Origin of the sequence: Gluconobacter sp. GP1 (assembly GCF_032913585.1) — a bacterium.
Lineage (GTDB): Bacteria > Pseudomonadota > Alphaproteobacteria > Acetobacterales > Acetobacteraceae > Gluconobacter > Gluconobacter cerinus.
Map to the genome: position 1 here is coordinate 489,355 of NZ_JASGXC010000001.1, position 16,349 is coordinate 505,703.

Genomic DNA, 16,349 nt, shown 5'->3' on the forward strand with positions numbered 1-16,349 from the left:
GTTACTTTATTTTTTTTAAAAACCGAACACAGTATCAGCGATAAAGCTTTGTTTGCCCACGTGTTCGAGAGCAAGCTCAGAGGTTGTGATCTTGTCAGCCTTCGTATTGGGGACATCGTTACCAAGGTCAGATTTGTCACCGTGCCATAGGCTTCTAGTAGAAAACCCGGTGACCTGTGTGGTTTGAGATGACGGGAACCACGCGCGAAATTGTTCTGGTGTGGCTGTAGTATCTCTGCAGTGGTCTGAATGATTATGTTTTCTCCACCGATATTTCGAGTCCCATAATATAATCAATTTATTTATGTTCGTTTATATATTTAAACCTGAAAACTATACCCAACAATACAATCAACTATATATTAAACTTTAAAAAATAAAAACTTCACACTAATATGTGGAGAAATTTTTTAAATATTAAAAAATTTATTGGAAAGAGAGCATGCCTCAAGATCGTCGTGCGTTTTTAAAGCTTTTGGGAACTGGGTTTGCCGCAACCGCTCTTCAAAGCAGTATTCGGAACGCAATGGCTTTGCCTGCTAACAACAGAACAGGATCTATCAAGGATGTGGACCACATTGTTATCCTGATGCAGGAAAACCGCTCTTTCGATCATTATTACGGTACGCTTTCGGGTGTTCGAGGCTTTGGAGATCCACGCACTGCGCGGCTACCTAACGGAAAACCGGTTTGGCGGCAGCCGCACGGCGATGGAGAGCTCCTTCCCTTCCGACCCCAACAGGAAAATCTTGGACTGAGCTTTATTGGAGATACCCCTCACGACTGGAACACGACACATCGTGCCTGGAATGAAGGACGATGGGATGACTGGATCGCGCATAAAACCACTACGACGATGATCCATTTCAATCGGACGGATATTCCCTTTCATTACGCACTCGCAGACGCTTTTACAATCTGCGATGCCTATTACTGTTCCGTCATGGGTCCTACCTACCCTAATCGTAATTACATGTTCACCGGATGGACCGGTAACGACGCTAAAGGTTATGGGCCCCAACTTGAAACCGATGCCTTGGTCTGTGATTGGCCAACTTATCCGGAGCGGCTGGAAGCAGCAGGACTATCCTGGAAAATCTATCAGGATACTGGATCGGGGCTGACGGCGGAAAATGGCTGGGGAGATGACCCGGATCATTACATCGGCAATTCTGCCAACAACACTCTTCTTCGCTTTGTCAAATATCAGACCGCCCTTCCTCACGAGCCGCTTGCTCTGAAGGCTCGCACCGGAACTAATATTGCCGTTTCAGGGACTTTGTTCGACGACCTGCAAAAGGATGTCACGGCCGGTACCCTGCCTCAGGTTTCCTGGCTGATGTGTCCCAATGCCTACGATGAGCATCCAAACTGGCCAGCCAATTATGGCGCCTGGTTCATATCACGTGTCATCGACACTTTGACCTCCAATCCGGAAGTGTGGAGCCGGACGGCTTTGTTCCTGACTTACGATGAAAATGATGGCTTCTTCGATCATATTGTCCCTCCTGCCCCACCCGTAAGCCCGGCTCATGGTCAGTCTACAATTTCTGTTGACCATGAGATTTTTGCTGGCAGCGCAACTCACGACGCAGGACCTTATGGACTGGGCCCGCGAGTACCGATGCTGGTGATCTCGCCATGGAGCAAAGGAGGATGGGTCAATTCAGAAGTTTTCGATCATACGTCCCTCATCCGATTTATCGAGCGTCGTTTCGGTGACGAACATCCGGAGCTGATTGAGGCGCAGATTACACCTTGGCGCCGCGCGATATGCGGAGACCTCACATCTGCTTTTGATTTTTCAAACCCGAACAGCTCTTTGTCATCGCTTCCTCTCACAGCTTCATATGAGCCGCCAGATCGTGTCGCTCACACCAACTCGGTCGTGAAACTGCCGCTCGAACAAATCATGCCTCGTCAGGAAGCTGGCACACGACGGGCACGGGCGCTTCCCTATGATCTCCACGTTACGACATGGCTTCTCCCGTCGGAGCATCAGTTAAAATTGAAATTCCAAAATTCAGGCAGCGCAACAGCCGTTTTTCACGTCCGGGATCAATCAGGGATAACGCGCCCGAGGTTCTATACCGTTGAGCCGGGAAAGAGCCTTGAGGATAAATGGCCGATATCGAAATCTGGTCATTATGACATCGATATTCATGGCCCTAATGGCTTTTTTCGTCAGTTTTCAGGGCAAGTAACTGATCAAAAACAAGCCTTCAGGCTGACAAGCGTGTCCAAACCCGCATCACAACGTTTGCTTCTGATTTTCGATGCAGCGTTGGCGGATTTCTCGGTGGAAGATGGGTATAGTCAGCGCAAGACATCGCATACCGTGAATGCCACTCCCGCCCAGATCGAAATTGACACAACAGAAGCGCATGGATGGTACGATCTAATCGTAAGAAGTAATGGGGCGCTCTGTCGTCTTTGCGGTCACATTGAAAATGGCCATCACAGCATAACTGATCCTGCGATTGGTCAACAGACCGTCTGAAATAGTCAGAGCCCGAAAGCGTACAGCTGCTTTCGGGCTCACAAGTTTGCAACTAAATCATCTGGTAGTTAGAAGTCTGCCGCGAGCGTCACAACTGCCGTGAATGCTGAGCCAACCACGTAAGTTGGTGTTGAAGCACTGACAGTATTTCCAAAAATACCTTTCTGTTTCACAGCGGTGAGTCCAAATCCACTGATAGATGACAGGTAATTCACGCCTCCCATATTGACGAGGTTGAGCATGATTTTCGGATGAACGCGCGTGTTGAAGGACGGGAGAGTGCGGCCAAGATTCAGGTCCGCAGTCATATACCCAGGAATTTTCTGGTCGTTCATCAGTGTTGAATACTGTGCGCCCTGATAACGCAGGTTGAAATTACCAAAATAGATGCCGTCGTCATATGTCAGGCCAATAGCGCCGCTCCATTTTGGGGCACCAGGATCCTGCTTTCCCTTTGTGGGCAGATAGTCTGTCCCGGCATCAACATTGTTGCCAATGCGGGTATGGAGAAACTGGCCAGAGGCATAGGCACTGATGTGGTGCCATGGACGTGTTCCAATTTCGCCTTGGAATCCCCATGCCTCTTCACCGCCAGCGGCAATCTGCGTGCTGATAAGAACGCTGGTTCCTGGCAGGTAAGATGAGCTACCGATCTGGTGATTGGTCAAGTTGTAGTGGAACCATGACGCAGAAACATTGATGGGCCCATTATGTCTGTAACCTACCTCCTGTCCAATGAAGTACTCTGCACCAAGATTTTTTGACGGTGTGCTCGAAGGGGTTGCTGACGTCATTGAAAACTGTGGAACGTAAGGGCTCCAACCGGCCGGCAATCTGTAGGATGTCGTCGCATTCATGTAGACTTGATCGTTCTTGGTGATGTGGTAACTAGCAAGCAACTGAGGGGTAGGTTCAAAATAGTTCTTCCCAGCCTTGTAGGGGTCAGCACCAGGAAGGTTCTGTGTGGCACTGACGGACGCCATGGAGGCCTTGAACCCGGCGTCTATAAGGAGCTTGTCTCCAAGCAGGCTAAGTTTGTCGTCCACCCCGATTGCATTGACCTGTTGAACGGTATTTTCCTGATAACCCGTAATAGCTACACCGTTAACCGTCAGATATTTTTGGCTATAGCTCCAGTCTCCAGACGGAGATAAAGCATATTGATGCTGGTATTCGGTATGGTTCCCGTATGAATACCAATAAAACAGTGAAAGCGTGTTGTGCTTTGTCTTCCAGTCAAGATTGGTTGTGAAGCCGCTGGTATTCTGCTTCCACGGATGCACGCTCTCGACGGTGACTTTACCGGATTGACCCTCATATCCGTCCAAGGTCCCATACTGCTGGGTCCCAAGATAACCGCCTGCAATGGGGATGGTTGATCCGTAATTATTGGGACCTCTCTGGAACGTCGTATAGGGCTCGATGTGGAGCGTCAGTTCGTCAGAAAGTTTGAAATCATTATGCATTGCGCCGAATACGACGTTGGTAAAGCGTTCGTTTATTTTATAATAATTCGTATCTCCCGCAGTGTAAGTTCCAGTATAATTGAAGCTTGTTCCATACTGCTTCCACTGAGATAGGCTCGGGTTTCTGTAAATATTCTGATGTGAACGTGTGTAACCAAAAACGATGTCTGTGCTGCTTCCTGGGGCCCACCGCTTCTCAACGTTGGCATCCACATGATAGCGCTCGATCTTGCCCGGCCCCCTCCATACGTTAGCAGCTGAGTGAGAGAAGGACGCAAATGCGCGGACGTCACTGTGCCCGATTTCACCTGTATTCAAGCGGAGAAACTGCTTTTGCAAGCTGTGCGTTCCGCCTGACAGGTCAATATATCCCCCGAATTTATCGGTGGGACGAATTTCCTGCATTGAAACTATTGCTCCGTCCGCATTGTAGAGCGGAGCAGTAAGGTCAACCGATCCTTGCGTGACCTTGACTGAAGCAAGGTTCTCGTTGTCGACCATGGATGTCGCCCACGGCGCATAGCTGAAGGCATCTGAAACGGGTACACCTTCGAACAGAAACCCGATCTGAGACTGGTCAAGGCCCCGGATATGCATGGTTTCAGTCTCAGTATTGATAGGGCCTTCGTTCCCAGCCTGAACGCCTGGCAGACTGGCAATTAGCTGCGTGGGAGAGATAGTGGGAACCTGTTTGGAAATATAGGCGCGTGACACCTCACTGACCGAAACAGGCGCGCTTTGCCTGACCAGAAGGCCCCCTCCCACATTATGCTGCTGAGCATGTACATTGAATTCTTCGGCCTTGGACCGCGATTCAATCTGATGTGTGGGGACACGCCGACTGGATGGTGTCTCCGCTTTTGGATGGGGTACCACTTTATGATGCGAAAGAATTTTTGCTGGGGCCCCGGCAAACGCGTCCCCATCAATAACGGTGAGACCACAGGTCACCATGATGCAGGAGGAAAGAAGCCGCCGTCGGAAGAGGCTATGGGAGGCCTTTGAACGTTTAGTGGTCATCGTTATCCTGGAGAGATCAATGTCTCAGAGAGCGAGCGTCGTGGGCGCCCACGACATCGTTCGTAATGAACGGGCAATCTTTTACGGGAGGCGTAAATCTCTGTGTGTGATGCTTTTATGATGGTCTTATGATGCTTTGTTGAAATCCACCTTCTGTCTCACAGAGTGGGTTTCAATAAGTTCAGTTGCCTCGTAGGGTTTCTGAATCATGGTAAATTAACGTGTTCTGCTGTCGGAGATGCCCGCTTTGAAACGATATCTTCTTCAAGCAGGCAAACCTGCTTTGGCTTTATTCAGCATTTTGATTACCCTGCTTTTTTGTGCCCTTGCAGGTATCTACCTGACAGTCACTCCACGTGTGCAGCCAGCTCTTGATCACGACAGTAAAATTCAGGCGCTGCAAGACGCAATATTTCCTCGCCTTACATCTGTCATGACGAATGCGGCATGGGAAAAAGAAGTATTTTCTTCTCCAGATATTGTCGAGTTATTTCATGAACGCCATCAAAGATTGAAAGATAACTCAAACTGTACGCCATACCCAGTTTGCATGATCCAGTCGTGGAAAATCACTCAACACGAGCGAGATGTTTTTGGGAGAATTTTGCAAAGCCTCCCCAAGTATTTCAAGTTGCAATATGATGAAATGCAGTGGAACCGGGACGCAGACGCCATCAATTACATTCTATCGGTTTATGGTGAAGGGCACGCCCCTCGGTATCCAAAAATAGACGCCGCCTCTGTAGACGTAACAGCAAAAGATTTTTCTAATCTTATTATAGGAATACAAACCAAAATTCTTGGTGATCAATCTCAACACCAAGGTCTTGCTTACCCATTTTTTAAAGAAGCTCTAGTGAATGCCGTCTTTCTTTTGGACGCAAATGATAGAATGGACGCCGTTCGCTTCTCTGGTTTGTGGAACACCTGGAATGCGCCCTCTTTGGTTTTTGCACGCCATTTGAACTGGAAAAGCTACCCATACACAGCCATTATTGTCCCCGGCGAAGGCCCCGAAGATCCACATACGCAACTCTCGGCGTTAGGAAAATTCCGCCTCACGCTGGCGGTTGAGAGTTTTAATCGACAGCTGGCTCCTTTCATAATTGTCTCTGGTGGGGCAGTGCATCCCGCCCATACGAATTTCGTGGAAGCGGATAAAATGAGACGCTTTCTGATTGAGCGTTTTCATATTCCCGAAAGAAGCATTGTCACTGAGCCTTATGCGCGTCACACAACAACGAACCTACGCAACGCTTCGCGGTACCTGCAAATTCTTGGAGCCCCAGAGAATAAACCCGCACTTATCGTGACGGACCCTAGTCAAAGTGATTATATTTCAAGCACAATTTTCTTTAGACGAAATATGACTGAGCTGAAGTGTGAGCCAGGAGAGATCGGTCAGAGGCTTTCACCGTTTACGACGATTTTTATTTCTAACAGAGGTTGTAATAAAACAGATCCTCAGGATCCATTGGATCCATAATGAATAATATTTCTTATTCTATTAGAAATACATATCGAGAACGTTACTCTTGAGTTTTAATATTATCCATGCGTGATCATAACCTAACCACGAAATTGTCTAATTTCACCGAGTTTGACCAAGTCGGGGCATGGTGCTTACCCGCTTAGCAGAGAATTTTCCTTTGGAAGTTATAAATAAATGGATACTTTGGATAGAGAAAACTTCAAGCGTTCATTCGTTAACTATATGGTATTGACAGTAGAGAGCATTATTCGTGGGCAGAAATTTTCATCAAGAGAAGGCCGCAAACTATAAGGATCGCAGTTTAAACTCGGGTCGGCGTAAGCGCTTCACCCAGAACAACAACCCCCACCAGAATGCTTCAATCGCGCCTATTCCTGTCCAAAAAGTGTAAGCCGTTCTTAAGGGTAGAGATTTCATAGCTATTGAGATAAGTCCAAAGCTAATCAGCATACCTACAAGCGTGATGATAGACGGCCAAAGCTTAGGGAGCCCTCCCGACTGTTTCATGGGTGATGCCCAATCTTGCCTGCTTATAGAAATGCAACGTTGATACCGATACGCCACTCCGGCGAGCCGTCTCGCCTACGGCAAGTTAATCGCCTTGCAACTTTGTAGGGTGTGATGTTGACTTGGTGACCTCAACTATGGTTGAGGTAATAAAATCTGTCTTCGGCGATACCAATATTGAAAATATGCCTAGAGAATTCTATACAATGAAAATAGGCTTAATAAACTTGATGCTGGTCATTTCAAGGATGCGTATCAGAAATGTCAACGCGAAGCGATGAGCTCGGCGAAAATGCCGCCCCTCCTTGAGTGTTCGAAATCGTGAAATGCTTTTCCTAAAGCGGATATCATCAGCGCGGCATTGAACATTTTTAGCGGCGCCGTTGCTTACAATACAGTTATTGATCATTATGGTTCTTATAATTACCTTAATGGTGGTATCGAGTACAATACTATTGTTCCCTCTGGAATGAGTGACTACCTCCTGGCTGGACGTTCTGTGAATGCCAATGTGCTCTCAGGGGGCAACAGTTGGTCTGTTCTGGCGCAGTTGCGAGTGCAACAGCCGTTGCATCTGGCGGTTCTCTGGTCACATTACAGACCAAGGTACCGTCTCTGGAGGTACGCTAGCTTCTGGTGCTTTCCTGGATGCAACGAGTGGTTCAGCAGGTAGTATTACTGTTGGCAATGGAGCTAGTGCCTTTGTTGCTGTAGGAGACCTCCGTGATACGGTTGTGCTCTCTGGCGGAACAGTCTCTGGTGGGCTAGCTGGCAGCTACAGTGGCAACACGACGATCTCCAACGGGGGCAAGCTCTTTGGCGGTGAAGTCCACGGCACACTGACAGTCTCCAGTGGCGGCACCGTTAACCAGCTCTGGGTGACATCCGGCGGTAAAGCTCAGCTTCAGTCGGGCGCTACCCTCTCAAGCAATATTACGGTCAGCGCTGCAGGGTCGCTTAATCTTGCAAGCGGTGCTGTCATGTCTGCTGCGACCGTTACCCTTGAAAATGGTGGTCAAGCGACGATCTGGGCGGATGCTGGCGGTACCATTATTATGGGCGGCAGCACGAATACTGGCCTTGTTGTGAGTGGTCTGGCCTCTGGCGGGACGCTTTCGACGGTTATCAGTGGCTTTGATGGGACATCTGGTGGAGCTTCTGACGGGGTCACAATCGCTGGCCTGAGCCAAGCCAATGTGAAGAATGTCGTGAATTCTTCTGATGGTAATTCTGTTACCATCAATCTCGTTAATGGCAGCCCAATCACTCTGAACATTCCCGGAATTGGTCAGCAGCAATATGTTGAATTTACCAAGGATGGCATGCTTTTTGAGGTTTGTTTCCTTGCCGGTTCCATGCTGCGGACGCCGACAGGTGAGCGCGCCGTCGAAGAGATGGCGATTGGTGACGAGATCTGTGTCTATGACTGGCGGAACGCTGCAGAGCTGACCCGTTCGGTCAAATGGGTTGGTCATAAAAAGATGGTTGTCCGTTCTCATCTTTCTGATGATGAAGCCGGATATCCAGTCTGCGTCCTGAAAGATGCAGTTTCTGACGGCGTGCCATACAAGGATCTCCTTGTGACGCCAGAGCATTGCCTGTTCTTTGACGGGAAGTTTATTCCGGTCCGCATGCTCGTGAATGGGCGTTCGATCTTCTATGATCGCTCTTTCACCAGTTACACATATTATCATGTCGAGACTGACCCCCATTCGGTCATTTGGGCGGACGGTACGCTGACGGAAAGCTATCTTGATACCGGGAACCGCTCGACGTTTGCGCAGGGTGGAACGCTGGTTCTGTTCGGTGACAAAAACGTCAAGACATGGGAAGAAGATGGCGAAGCTGCGCTGACGGTTGCCCGTCATCAGGTTGAGCCAATTTTCCGGAACCTCGAAGCTCGGGCAGAGTATGCGGGTCTTGGTCTTGAAGCCCCGCAGCAGAAACTTGTTGACGATGCGGATCTTCATCTTGTGACTGAGACTGGGGTCGTTCTTCGCAGAGTTCGTGAAAATAACGGGCACAGCGTGTTCATGATCCCGCCTGGTGTTCAACAGGTCCGGATGGTGTCTCGGACCAGCCGTCCGAGCGACACGATTGGACCGTTTGTGGATGACCGCCGTTATCTCGGCGTTCTTGTGGGGAGTATTCAGTTTTTTGAATCCCGTGATACCCGCAAGCTTGACCAGCACCTGAAGAGCGATCAGCTCGAAGGCTGGGATGTCAAGGAAGCCGCTCCATGTCGTTGGACAAATGGAAACGCTCTCCTGTCGATCGGTGCGCGTGAACCAGGAAGCATTGGAATGCTGGCCATTCAGGTTCTGGCAGCAGGGCCTTATGTTCAAAATGAGTGCGATGAAAATATTAAAATCGTACAAGGATAATATTTAGAAAGTGCCACCAGATCATGCTGCACGTGATCTGGTGGCACTTTGATAGAATAGTTTTTGTAAAATAGATTTTTAATATGAAAATACTTTCATATCGACGGTCCTGTTCAAATAAAAATAAATCTGAAACCCTCTTCCGATCATGATTGAGGGTCTTCATTTCGGAAAACTGGTCGTTATTGCCGATGTGATGCTCGATTGTTATGTCGCTGGTAATGTGGAGCGCATTTCGCCAGAGGCACCGGTTCCTGTTGTTCGGCAGTCTCGTAGGTCGGCAGTCCCGGGCGGAGCTGCAAATGTGGCAATTAATGCCGCGGCACTGGGATGCTCTGTGACATTGATCGGAGCAGTTGGTCCGGACGACATTGGAATGTCTTTACGTAACGCGATTTCCAGTCATTCCCATATCGATCTGAGTATGCTCGTTGAGGTTCCGGGATGGTCGACGATCTCCAAAACGCGCATCATCAGTTCCGGGCAACAGATTGTCCGCGTTGACGCTGAATATCTTATCGATTTCGATGACACTATCCGGCGAACTCTTATTGCACGGACAATTGCGGCACTTGAGGGTGCCTCTGTTTTGGTGTGCTTCGACTACGCTAAAGGGGTTCTGTCTCGTGATGTTGTCTCCGCCATTATCAAGGAGGCTCGGGCGCGCGGTATTCCAGTTATTGTGGATCCTAAAATCAGGGATTTTACCTGTTATGCTGGCGCCAGCCTGATTACGCCAAACCGGTCGGAAGCAACACTTGCCTCTGGTCTGACCATATGTGGTGACGCGGATGCTGAGCAGGCCGCCGCCCTCCTGTCAGGCCAGTTTGGAGGTGATGTTCTCATCACGCGCTCTGAAGACGGGATGACATTGTGGCAGCGCAACGGACATGTTTTGCACCAGCCGGCGCGTAAAACTGAGGTCTTTGATGTCTCTGGTGCCGGAGATACGGTTTTGGCGACAATCGCTGCAATATTGTCAACAGGGCAGGATCTCGAGACGGCGGTCGTGATTGCGACGTTTGTATTTTCTCTTGTCATATTTGACTGGTTCAGGGATGCCCTGGAGGAAAAAGGAATCAGGCCCTGCATTCCAGGACAAAAATCCCGGGCAATGCCCATCAGATACGATAAACGGAAATACAAACATCGCAATCGCATCGAAATCATGTTCGGAAGGCTCAAGGACTGGCGGCGGGTCGCAACACGCTATGATAGATGCCCGAATGTCTTCTTCTCAGCCATCTGCCTCGCCGCAACCGTCATGTTCTGGTTATGAGTTCTGCGTCTATGAATAGCGTGTTTTGGAAGAGCATCCTAAAGAGAACCGCTATTAGCGGCGTTCTGCATTGCTGAATTATAATAAAAAATGATTCTGGTTCCGTTGTAAATAATAAAATTATTTTTCATTATAGGGTAATACTGATTTTTTCTGATAATATTGGAAGTTATTTTATTTATTAAATATAGTAAATTCTGAAAAAATAGTGCGTAGTGTCAGTGAGTGAGTAGGTCTTCTGTGGCTGCATATCCGGCCAAGAAAAAATTATTAATCATCTTTCTTGTCGAATAGGATGAAGGCACTGAGGGCCAAAGCAGCCTGATACGCCGATAGAACAAGCTTCTCTAACCCCACCTCTTCGACCAGTCGATCCAGACTGCTCCAAGCATTTGGGAACGGATCGCGTCTGGCATGGCTCATGTTGGTTCTCTGCAGGTTGACGCTGAAGAGACGGTATCAATCCCAGATGAGTAAGTTGGCCGTCTGCGGTTTGCTGCGCCAGATGGCGATGAGTACCGATGTAGAGAAGAAAATCATGTCGGCACGTTTTAATCGTCGTAGAGATGAGGTCGGACGATGTTGTTGCCTGCGCTACGTATCCATATCCCTGATATATCTACTTTATCAGGGTATCAAAATTCTATATTTATAAATTTTGATCCTTCCGGACTTTTTTGTCAGCCAATTCTCGTGTTTATGTACTCATTTTAGTCAAAAGCTCTGGGAAAGCTGGGCCGCAGCTTTGCGCGCCTGAGCATCATACTGAACGAGAAGCGGCTTGATCCGGTCTCGATAGCGCGCGAGAATTTCTGGTGGTGTAGTTTCCGGTCTACCGCCAGCAAAGGGGGGCATAGGGTCATATTCGAGCCCGAGCTGAAGCGTCCTGGCCACTTCTTCGCTCGCAACCTCGGCCAGTACAGTCAGTGCAAAGTCAATACCGGCTGTTACTCCGCCGCCAGTGAATACGCGCCCGTCTCGCACCACGCGTCCTTCGTCCGGGATAGCGCCGAACAAGGGTAACAGATGACGCCATGCCCAATGACAGGCCGCTCGCTTCTCTTTTAGTAACCCTGCCGCACCAAGAATGAGCGAACCCGTGCAAACCGACGTCACATAGCGGGCACCGTCACCGAGGCGCTGGATTTCGCTAATAAACTCAGCATCGAGAGCCATATCAAGCGCATTGACGCCGCCTGGAACACATAACAGATCGCATTGAGCCACGTCGGCTAGTCGATATGTGTCTGCAAAAACAAGCCCTTCGCTGGGGACTGCTCCCCCACTGGGGCTGGCGACCAACGTCTCGCTGTCGGGAACACGGGAGAGAAACTGATGTGGCCCTGTAAAGTCCAGCTGTGTCATGCCCGGATACACGGCGAAAAGGATACGGAAGGGCGAGCGGCTCATGGTGAAATTCCTTAACGAACAATCATACCTTCGCTCCAAAGCAAGACTTGACGAAAGGACAATGATCCCTCATTTCGGGCCATGATAAAACACATTGGCATCCTGCTTTATCCCGACTTCCAGCTTCTTGATGCCGCAGGCCCGATCACTGCGTTTGAAATTGCTGGAGGAATGGCAAATGACGCTTATGGCCTCAGCCTGCTGTCTCGCGATGGCGGCTCCGTCCGCTCTTCCGCAGGGATAGCGCTGGATACGACGGCGATGTGGAAGGGTGGCCCGCTGGACACACTGATTGTGATAGGCGGTAATGGGAGCCGTAATGCCATGCAGTGTCCGGACCTGCGCGCTTTTCTTCGAGCGCGGGCAGAGTCTACGCGACGGCTGTGCAGTGTCTGTTCCGGAGCTTTCCCTCTGGCTGCGGCTGGTCTTCTGGACGGAAAACGCGCCACAACCCACTGGCAGCGCGCTGAAGAATTATCGCGCCTGTTCCCTGATGTGAGCGTCGATCCCGATGCCATCTATATCCAGGATGGGGCAGTTTGGACCTCGGCGGGGATCAGCGCGAGCATTGATCTCGCATTAGCCCTGATTTCCGAAGATCTGGGGGATACAGTCTCCCGGTATGTGGCGCAGCAGATGGTGGTGTTTCATCGTAGGCCCGGCGGACAATCACAGTTTTCTGCGCTGTTGGAAATGGGCGGCAGTGATGGGCGTTTTGCGGTGCTACTCGGATGGATACGCGCCCATCTGTCTGACCGGCTGACCATCGAAACGCTGGCCGCCCAGGTGGCGATGAGCCCACGCAATTTCACCCGGACGTTTCGGCTGTCGGTCGGCATGAGCCCGGCCAGAGCAGTCGAACGCTTACGACTGGAAGCAGCGCGTGAGCGCGTGGAACATTCCACGATCCCCATCGAGGCAATTGCCAACGACACCGGCTTCAATGATCCAGAACGCATGCGCCGTGCCTTTCTTCGAGCATTTGGCCAGCCACCTCAGGCGATGCGCCGGAATGCTACGACAACCTAACTGGACTTACAGGCAGCCACTCCTGACTGGGAATACAATTTATAATCCTGTCAAAGCGCCTTGATTGACGTAGCAAGCGCCTCACCCGTCCGCGTGAGGAAGCGCATGATGACCTCAAACTCGGCGTCGCTGTAGCCGTCCAGCTCCTGTCGCATCGTCTCTCCCAGTTCCCGGTAGAGCACTGACGCCTGCTGCGAAATCGAGATGCGCGCCCTCAAAAGGACCCTCCGCTTGTCGGCCGGGTCCCGGGCGCGATCGACCAGCTTTTGAGCTTCCAGCTTCTCGATCAGGCCTGAGACAGTGCCAAGCTGCAGGCCGGCTTCCTGAGCCAGGCTGGTCATCGGCAGCGGCCCAAGCAGGTCAATCAGCCGCAAACACTTGAATTCCGTTGCTGTGAGGCCAAGGCGTTCGGCGACTTTCTGGTGAAACAGCACAAGCCGGGCCGCAAAAAGCTGGATCGTAGGGACGTAGCGCGCAAAGCGATCACTTGACTCTGAAGAAATAATAGTTCGATCTCCTAAGTATATTGTTAGATAATCTAAGGAGTCTTTCCCCTGATGTCGATCCCCTCTTCCTGTAAGGTCCTTGTCATCGGTGGTGGAATTGTCGGACTAACGGCTGCTGCTTTTCTGGCAAAACACGGCGTTGATACCGTCCTTGTCGAAAGGCGCCCCTCTCCGTCCAAGCGTTTGCGCGCCAAGTTTTTCTATCCTCGCACCATCGAACTCTATCGCTCTCTCGGTATCGAGAAAAAGATCACAACCCCACCAGGGACGCTGAGCGAAGCTGCAATCGTTTACTCCCTTACAGGAGACGAGATCCGGCGCTGGCCACTGCCAGCCGTCAGTGAGAGCGCAGATTCACCCTGCGTCGCCTCTTCCATCAAGCAGCAGGATTTGGAATGTGTTGTCCGCGATACGGCAGAGCGCCTTGGGGCGCGTATTCATTTTGCTCATGCCATGACAGCACTCGATCAGCATGCAGACGGTGCAACCGCGACGATCAAAGCTGCTGATGGCACCGAGACCCTGCTTCACGCCGATTTCGTAATCGGATGTGACGGCAGCAAGAGCATGGTGCGCGACCTTTTGGGAATCGGGACCACAGGTTTGGGCGATCTCGTTCATTCCATGAGCATCACGATCTGCTGTGATATCGGCGAAGCGCTGCGAGGACGGCCTCTGAGCTTCGCATGGGTGCAACAGCCCGATATCTCCGGCTTCATGTCCTGGAGCACTGATCTCACCTCAGTCGTTTTAAGCATTGAGTATGACCCGACAAACCCTGCTGATATTGCACGCTTCACGCCCGAGAACTGCCACGCACTCGCGGCCAGATGTCTGGGATTGCCATCACAACAGATCGAGGTGGTCGACATCCATTCGTGGTGCCTTTCGTCATGGTATGCCGAGAGCTTTCGGAAGGGCCGGATCTTTCTGGCGGGCGATGCTATTCACTCTACCCCGCCTCTCGGCGGCTTTGGGGCCAATACGGGCATCCACGACGCCCATAACCTCGCCCTCAAGCTTGTTTCTGTGATTCAGAATAACGCTCCGAAATCACTACTCGATTTTTACGAGGCCGAGCGTGCGCCCGTCGTGCAAATGGTTGTCGCGCAGGCCACGGCAAGGCTGGCACAGCGATCAAATGTTCAGCTTCCGCTTGAGGCGCTTCAGCCGATTCTGGATGAGGACATGATCAGCATGGGATATCGCTATCCGATCCTCGCTTACGTCGAGACCATTCCTAATCCGATCGTTGTACATCCGCGCGATCTCCATGCCGAGCCAGGGACGCGCGCACCGCATATCTGGTTGCATCAGGCTGGCGTGCGTCTGTCCAGCCTCGACCTTTTCGGCGAAAGTCTGGTGCTCTTGGCGGGAAACAATGCGGAATCCTGGTGCCGGGCGGCAGAGACTTCATGTCGCCTTCACGGATTGCCGGTGCAATGTCTTGCTGTCGGGCGTGACCTCCAGGATCCCGAGAGCGCTTTCCCTGCCGCTTATGGGATCTCCGACACAGGAGCCGTGCTGGTCCGCGCCGACGGGTTTGTTATCTGGAAGGCCGTGCGAACGGACGTATTTCGCCACGAAGATTTATTGAAAATTCTCAGCTCAGCACATGAGGCACGCTGAAACTATGGGGCATGCTCGTAGGTAGACGTGCCCTGTCAGCTTGCTCAAGGATAGATTGAGCCTGGGAAGAAAATACCCTGAACTGCAAATATGATAGAGAAAAAACAGGTGCTTACGATGCTTGTCCTTCAGACAACTGGTATTGTCCGGCCGCCCCTTCTCTTGCGAGCCATTCAACGAAACGTGTTGAGGGCGCGGTATCTTCGGTGCTTTTTGGAAGCAACGCGACATACCCGGTCCGCTGTACCCGAATATGTGGGAACGGTGTCACAAGATGCCCCATCGCGATATCAATATCCAGCATTGGCAACGGACCGATCCCGACACCAATCCCATCCATCACAGCTTGCCGGGTGATGAAGAAATGATCGAACAGCGTCCGGGGACGACCGATAAGATGCGGCAGTTTTGCAGCCTCAAGCCAGTCAATCCAGTCTCCCGGCCGCGTCTCGGTAGCCAAAAGCCTGTGCCCCTCAAGATCGGCAGGATCACGGATTGGCCGCTGAGTAAAGAGTGACGGGCTCATAATGAGCGTATCGACATCGTCCAGCACATGAGTGGCACGATGATGTCGCCATGAGCCAGCACCCGCCACGCCCCGCCGGATTGCGACATCAAAGCCGCCACGGAGGTCTTCGTGCACCGTTGAGACGGTCGTCACCACAACTTCCACCGACGGATAGGCAGCATGAAAAAGGTCCAGTCTTGGGATCAGCCAACGCATGGCAAAGCTAACCGGCGCATTGACGCGCAGAATTCGGCGCGCATCTGGGAGCCCGCACGCTTCGGCAGCGGCTGTCATCCGTTCGAAGGCGCCGCTGACCTCACTTGCGAAACTGCGGGCAATAGGTGTTGCAACCATACGTCGCCCAGATCGACTGAAAAGCCGCTGCCCCAGCCAACTCTCCAGCAATGCCATCTGACGGCTGACCGCACCATGAGTAAGACCCAGTTCCGACGCAGCCTCGGTATAGCTGCCTGTCCGGGCCGCAACTTCGAAAACACGCAGGGCATTGAGAGGGGGCAGATGGCGCATAAAACCGTGATAAAATCTGACAGATACGGTGAGAATATTCCATCTATTTTATAAAAAGTCACATGTTTAAGATGGCCAGTGAAAGGACTTG

11 protein-coding genes and 2 pseudogenes are annotated in these 16,349 nt (G+C 51.0%); 7 read left to right on the top strand and 6 right to left on the bottom strand.

Going from position 1 to position 16,349, the window contains the following annotated elements; translation table 11 throughout:
- The first annotated feature begins 442 nt into the window (after positions 1-442).
- Entirely contained in the window at positions 443-2,500 is a 2,058-nt protein-coding gene (locus tag R5H23_RS02415; protein ID WP_317214199.1) for a phosphocholine-specific phospholipase C, read from the top strand.
- A 68-nt stretch (positions 2,501-2,568) separates the two neighbouring features.
- Here the strand turns inward: R5H23_RS02415 and R5H23_RS02420 are convergent, their stop codons facing one another.
- A complete protein-coding gene (locus tag R5H23_RS02420; protein ID WP_317214200.1) occupies positions 2,569-4,986 on the bottom strand; it encodes a TonB-dependent receptor domain-containing protein in 2,418 nt (805 codons plus the stop codon).
- A gap of 247 nt (positions 4,987-5,233) precedes the next feature.
- On the opposite strand from R5H23_RS02420, the gene R5H23_RS02425 reads away from it, so the two are divergent.
- On the top strand, positions 5,234-6,472 hold the full coding sequence (locus tag R5H23_RS02425; RefSeq protein ID WP_317214201.1) for a YdcF family protein: 1,239 nt from the start codon (positions 5,234-5,236) through the stop codon (positions 6,470-6,472).
- Positions 6,473-6,763: 291 nt separating this feature from the next.
- Here R5H23_RS02425 and R5H23_RS02430 read toward each other — a convergent pair whose 3' ends face one another.
- Positions 6,764-6,985, bottom strand: coding sequence for an SMR family transporter (locus R5H23_RS02430; protein ID WP_317214202.1), 222 nt, complete (start codon positions 6,983-6,985; stop codon positions 6,764-6,766).
- Positions 6,986-7,488: 503 nt separating this feature from the next.
- Between R5H23_RS02430 and R5H23_RS02435 the strand changes: the two genes are divergently transcribed.
- From R5H23_RS02435 to R5H23_RS02445, 3 genes and pseudogenes are all read left to right on the top strand, one after another.
- Positions 7,489-9,369 carry a Hint domain-containing protein gene (locus tag R5H23_RS02435; RefSeq protein WP_317214203.1) on the top strand — a complete coding sequence of 627 codons (1,881 nt, stop codon included), beginning with the start codon at positions 7,489-7,491 and terminating at the stop codon, positions 9,367-9,369.
- Positions 9,370-9,517: 148 nt separating this feature from the next.
- Positions 9,518-10,396: pseudogene (locus tag R5H23_RS02440) on the top strand (bifunctional heptose 7-phosphate kinase/heptose 1-phosphate adenyltransferase); the annotation flags it as partial.
- A gap of 18 nt (positions 10,397-10,414) precedes the next feature.
- Positions 10,415-10,648 (top strand): annotated as a pseudogene (locus tag R5H23_RS02445) (transposase); the annotation flags it as partial.
- 270 nt (positions 10,649-10,918) lie between these two features.
- Here the strand turns inward: R5H23_RS02445 and R5H23_RS02450 are convergent.
- Complete coding sequence (locus R5H23_RS02450) at positions 10,919-11,071, bottom strand: hypothetical protein (RefSeq protein WP_317214204.1); 153 nt, start codon at positions 11,069-11,071, stop codon at positions 10,919-10,921.
- Positions 11,072-11,362: 291 nt separating this feature from the next.
- Positions 11,363-12,058, bottom strand: coding sequence for a DJ-1/PfpI family protein (locus R5H23_RS02455; protein WP_317214205.1), 696 nt, complete (start codon positions 12,056-12,058; stop codon positions 11,363-11,365).
- A gap of 81 nt (positions 12,059-12,139) precedes the next feature.
- On the opposite strand from R5H23_RS02455, the gene R5H23_RS02460 reads away from it, so the two are divergent.
- On the top strand, positions 12,140-13,087 hold the full coding sequence (locus R5H23_RS02460; protein ID WP_317214206.1) for a GlxA family transcriptional regulator: 948 nt from the start codon (positions 12,140-12,142) through the stop codon (positions 13,085-13,087).
- A 50-nt stretch (positions 13,088-13,137) separates the two neighbouring features.
- Here the strand turns inward: R5H23_RS02460 and R5H23_RS02465 are convergent, their stop codons facing one another.
- Positions 13,138-13,521, bottom strand: coding sequence for a MarR family transcriptional regulator (locus R5H23_RS02465; RefSeq protein WP_317214207.1), 384 nt, complete (start codon positions 13,519-13,521; stop codon positions 13,138-13,140).
- Between the two features lie 123 nt (positions 13,522-13,644).
- Here R5H23_RS02465 and R5H23_RS02470 point away from each other — a divergent pair, with 123 nt between their 5' ends.
- Positions 13,645-15,222 carry an FAD-dependent oxidoreductase gene (locus R5H23_RS02470; RefSeq protein WP_317214208.1) on the top strand — a complete coding sequence of 526 codons (1,578 nt, stop codon included), beginning with the start codon at positions 13,645-13,647 and terminating at the stop codon, positions 15,220-15,222.
- Between the two features lie 112 nt (positions 15,223-15,334).
- Here R5H23_RS02470 and R5H23_RS02475 read toward each other — a convergent pair whose 3' ends face one another.
- Positions 15,335-16,258, bottom strand: a complete 924-nt coding sequence (locus R5H23_RS02475) for a LysR substrate-binding domain-containing protein (RefSeq protein ID WP_317214209.1) — start codon at positions 16,256-16,258, stop codon at positions 15,335-15,337.
- Between the last annotated feature and the right edge of the window lie 91 nt (positions 16,259-16,349).

What these genes read in the sequence shown, in the direction of transcription:
- R5H23_RS02450 (WP_317214204.1), bottom strand. Translation starts at nt 11,071, where the DNA reads ATGAGCCATGCCAGACGCGATCCGTTCCCAAATGCTTGGAGCAGTCTG.
- R5H23_RS02470 (WP_317214208.1), top strand. Translation starts at nt 13,645, where the DNA reads ATGTCGATCCCCTCTTCCTGTAAGGTCCTTGTCATCGGTGGTGGAATT.
- R5H23_RS02420 (WP_317214200.1), bottom strand. Translation starts at nt 4,986, where the DNA reads ATGACCACTAAACGTTCAAAGGCCTCCCATAGCCTCTTCCGACGGCGG.
- R5H23_RS02455 (WP_317214205.1), bottom strand. Translation starts at nt 12,058, where the DNA reads ATGAGCCGCTCGCCCTTCCGTATCCTTTTCGCCGTGTATCCGGGCATG.
- R5H23_RS02415 (WP_317214199.1), top strand. Translation starts at nt 443, where the DNA reads ATGCCTCAAGATCGTCGTGCGTTTTTAAAGCTTTTGGGAACTGGGTTT.
- R5H23_RS02430 (WP_317214202.1), bottom strand. Translation starts at nt 6,985, where the DNA reads ATGAAACAGTCGGGAGGGCTCCCTAAGCTTTGGCCGTCTATCATCACG.
- R5H23_RS02460 (WP_317214206.1), top strand. Translation starts at nt 12,140, where the DNA reads ATGATAAAACACATTGGCATCCTGCTTTATCCCGACTTCCAGCTTCTT.
- R5H23_RS02475 (WP_317214209.1), bottom strand. Translation starts at nt 16,258, where the DNA reads ATGCGCCATCTGCCCCCTCTCAATGCCCTGCGTGTTTTCGAAGTTGCG.
- R5H23_RS02435 (WP_317214203.1), top strand. Translation starts at nt 7,489, where the DNA reads ATGCCAATGTGCTCTCAGGGGGCAACAGTTGGTCTGTTCTGGCGCAGT.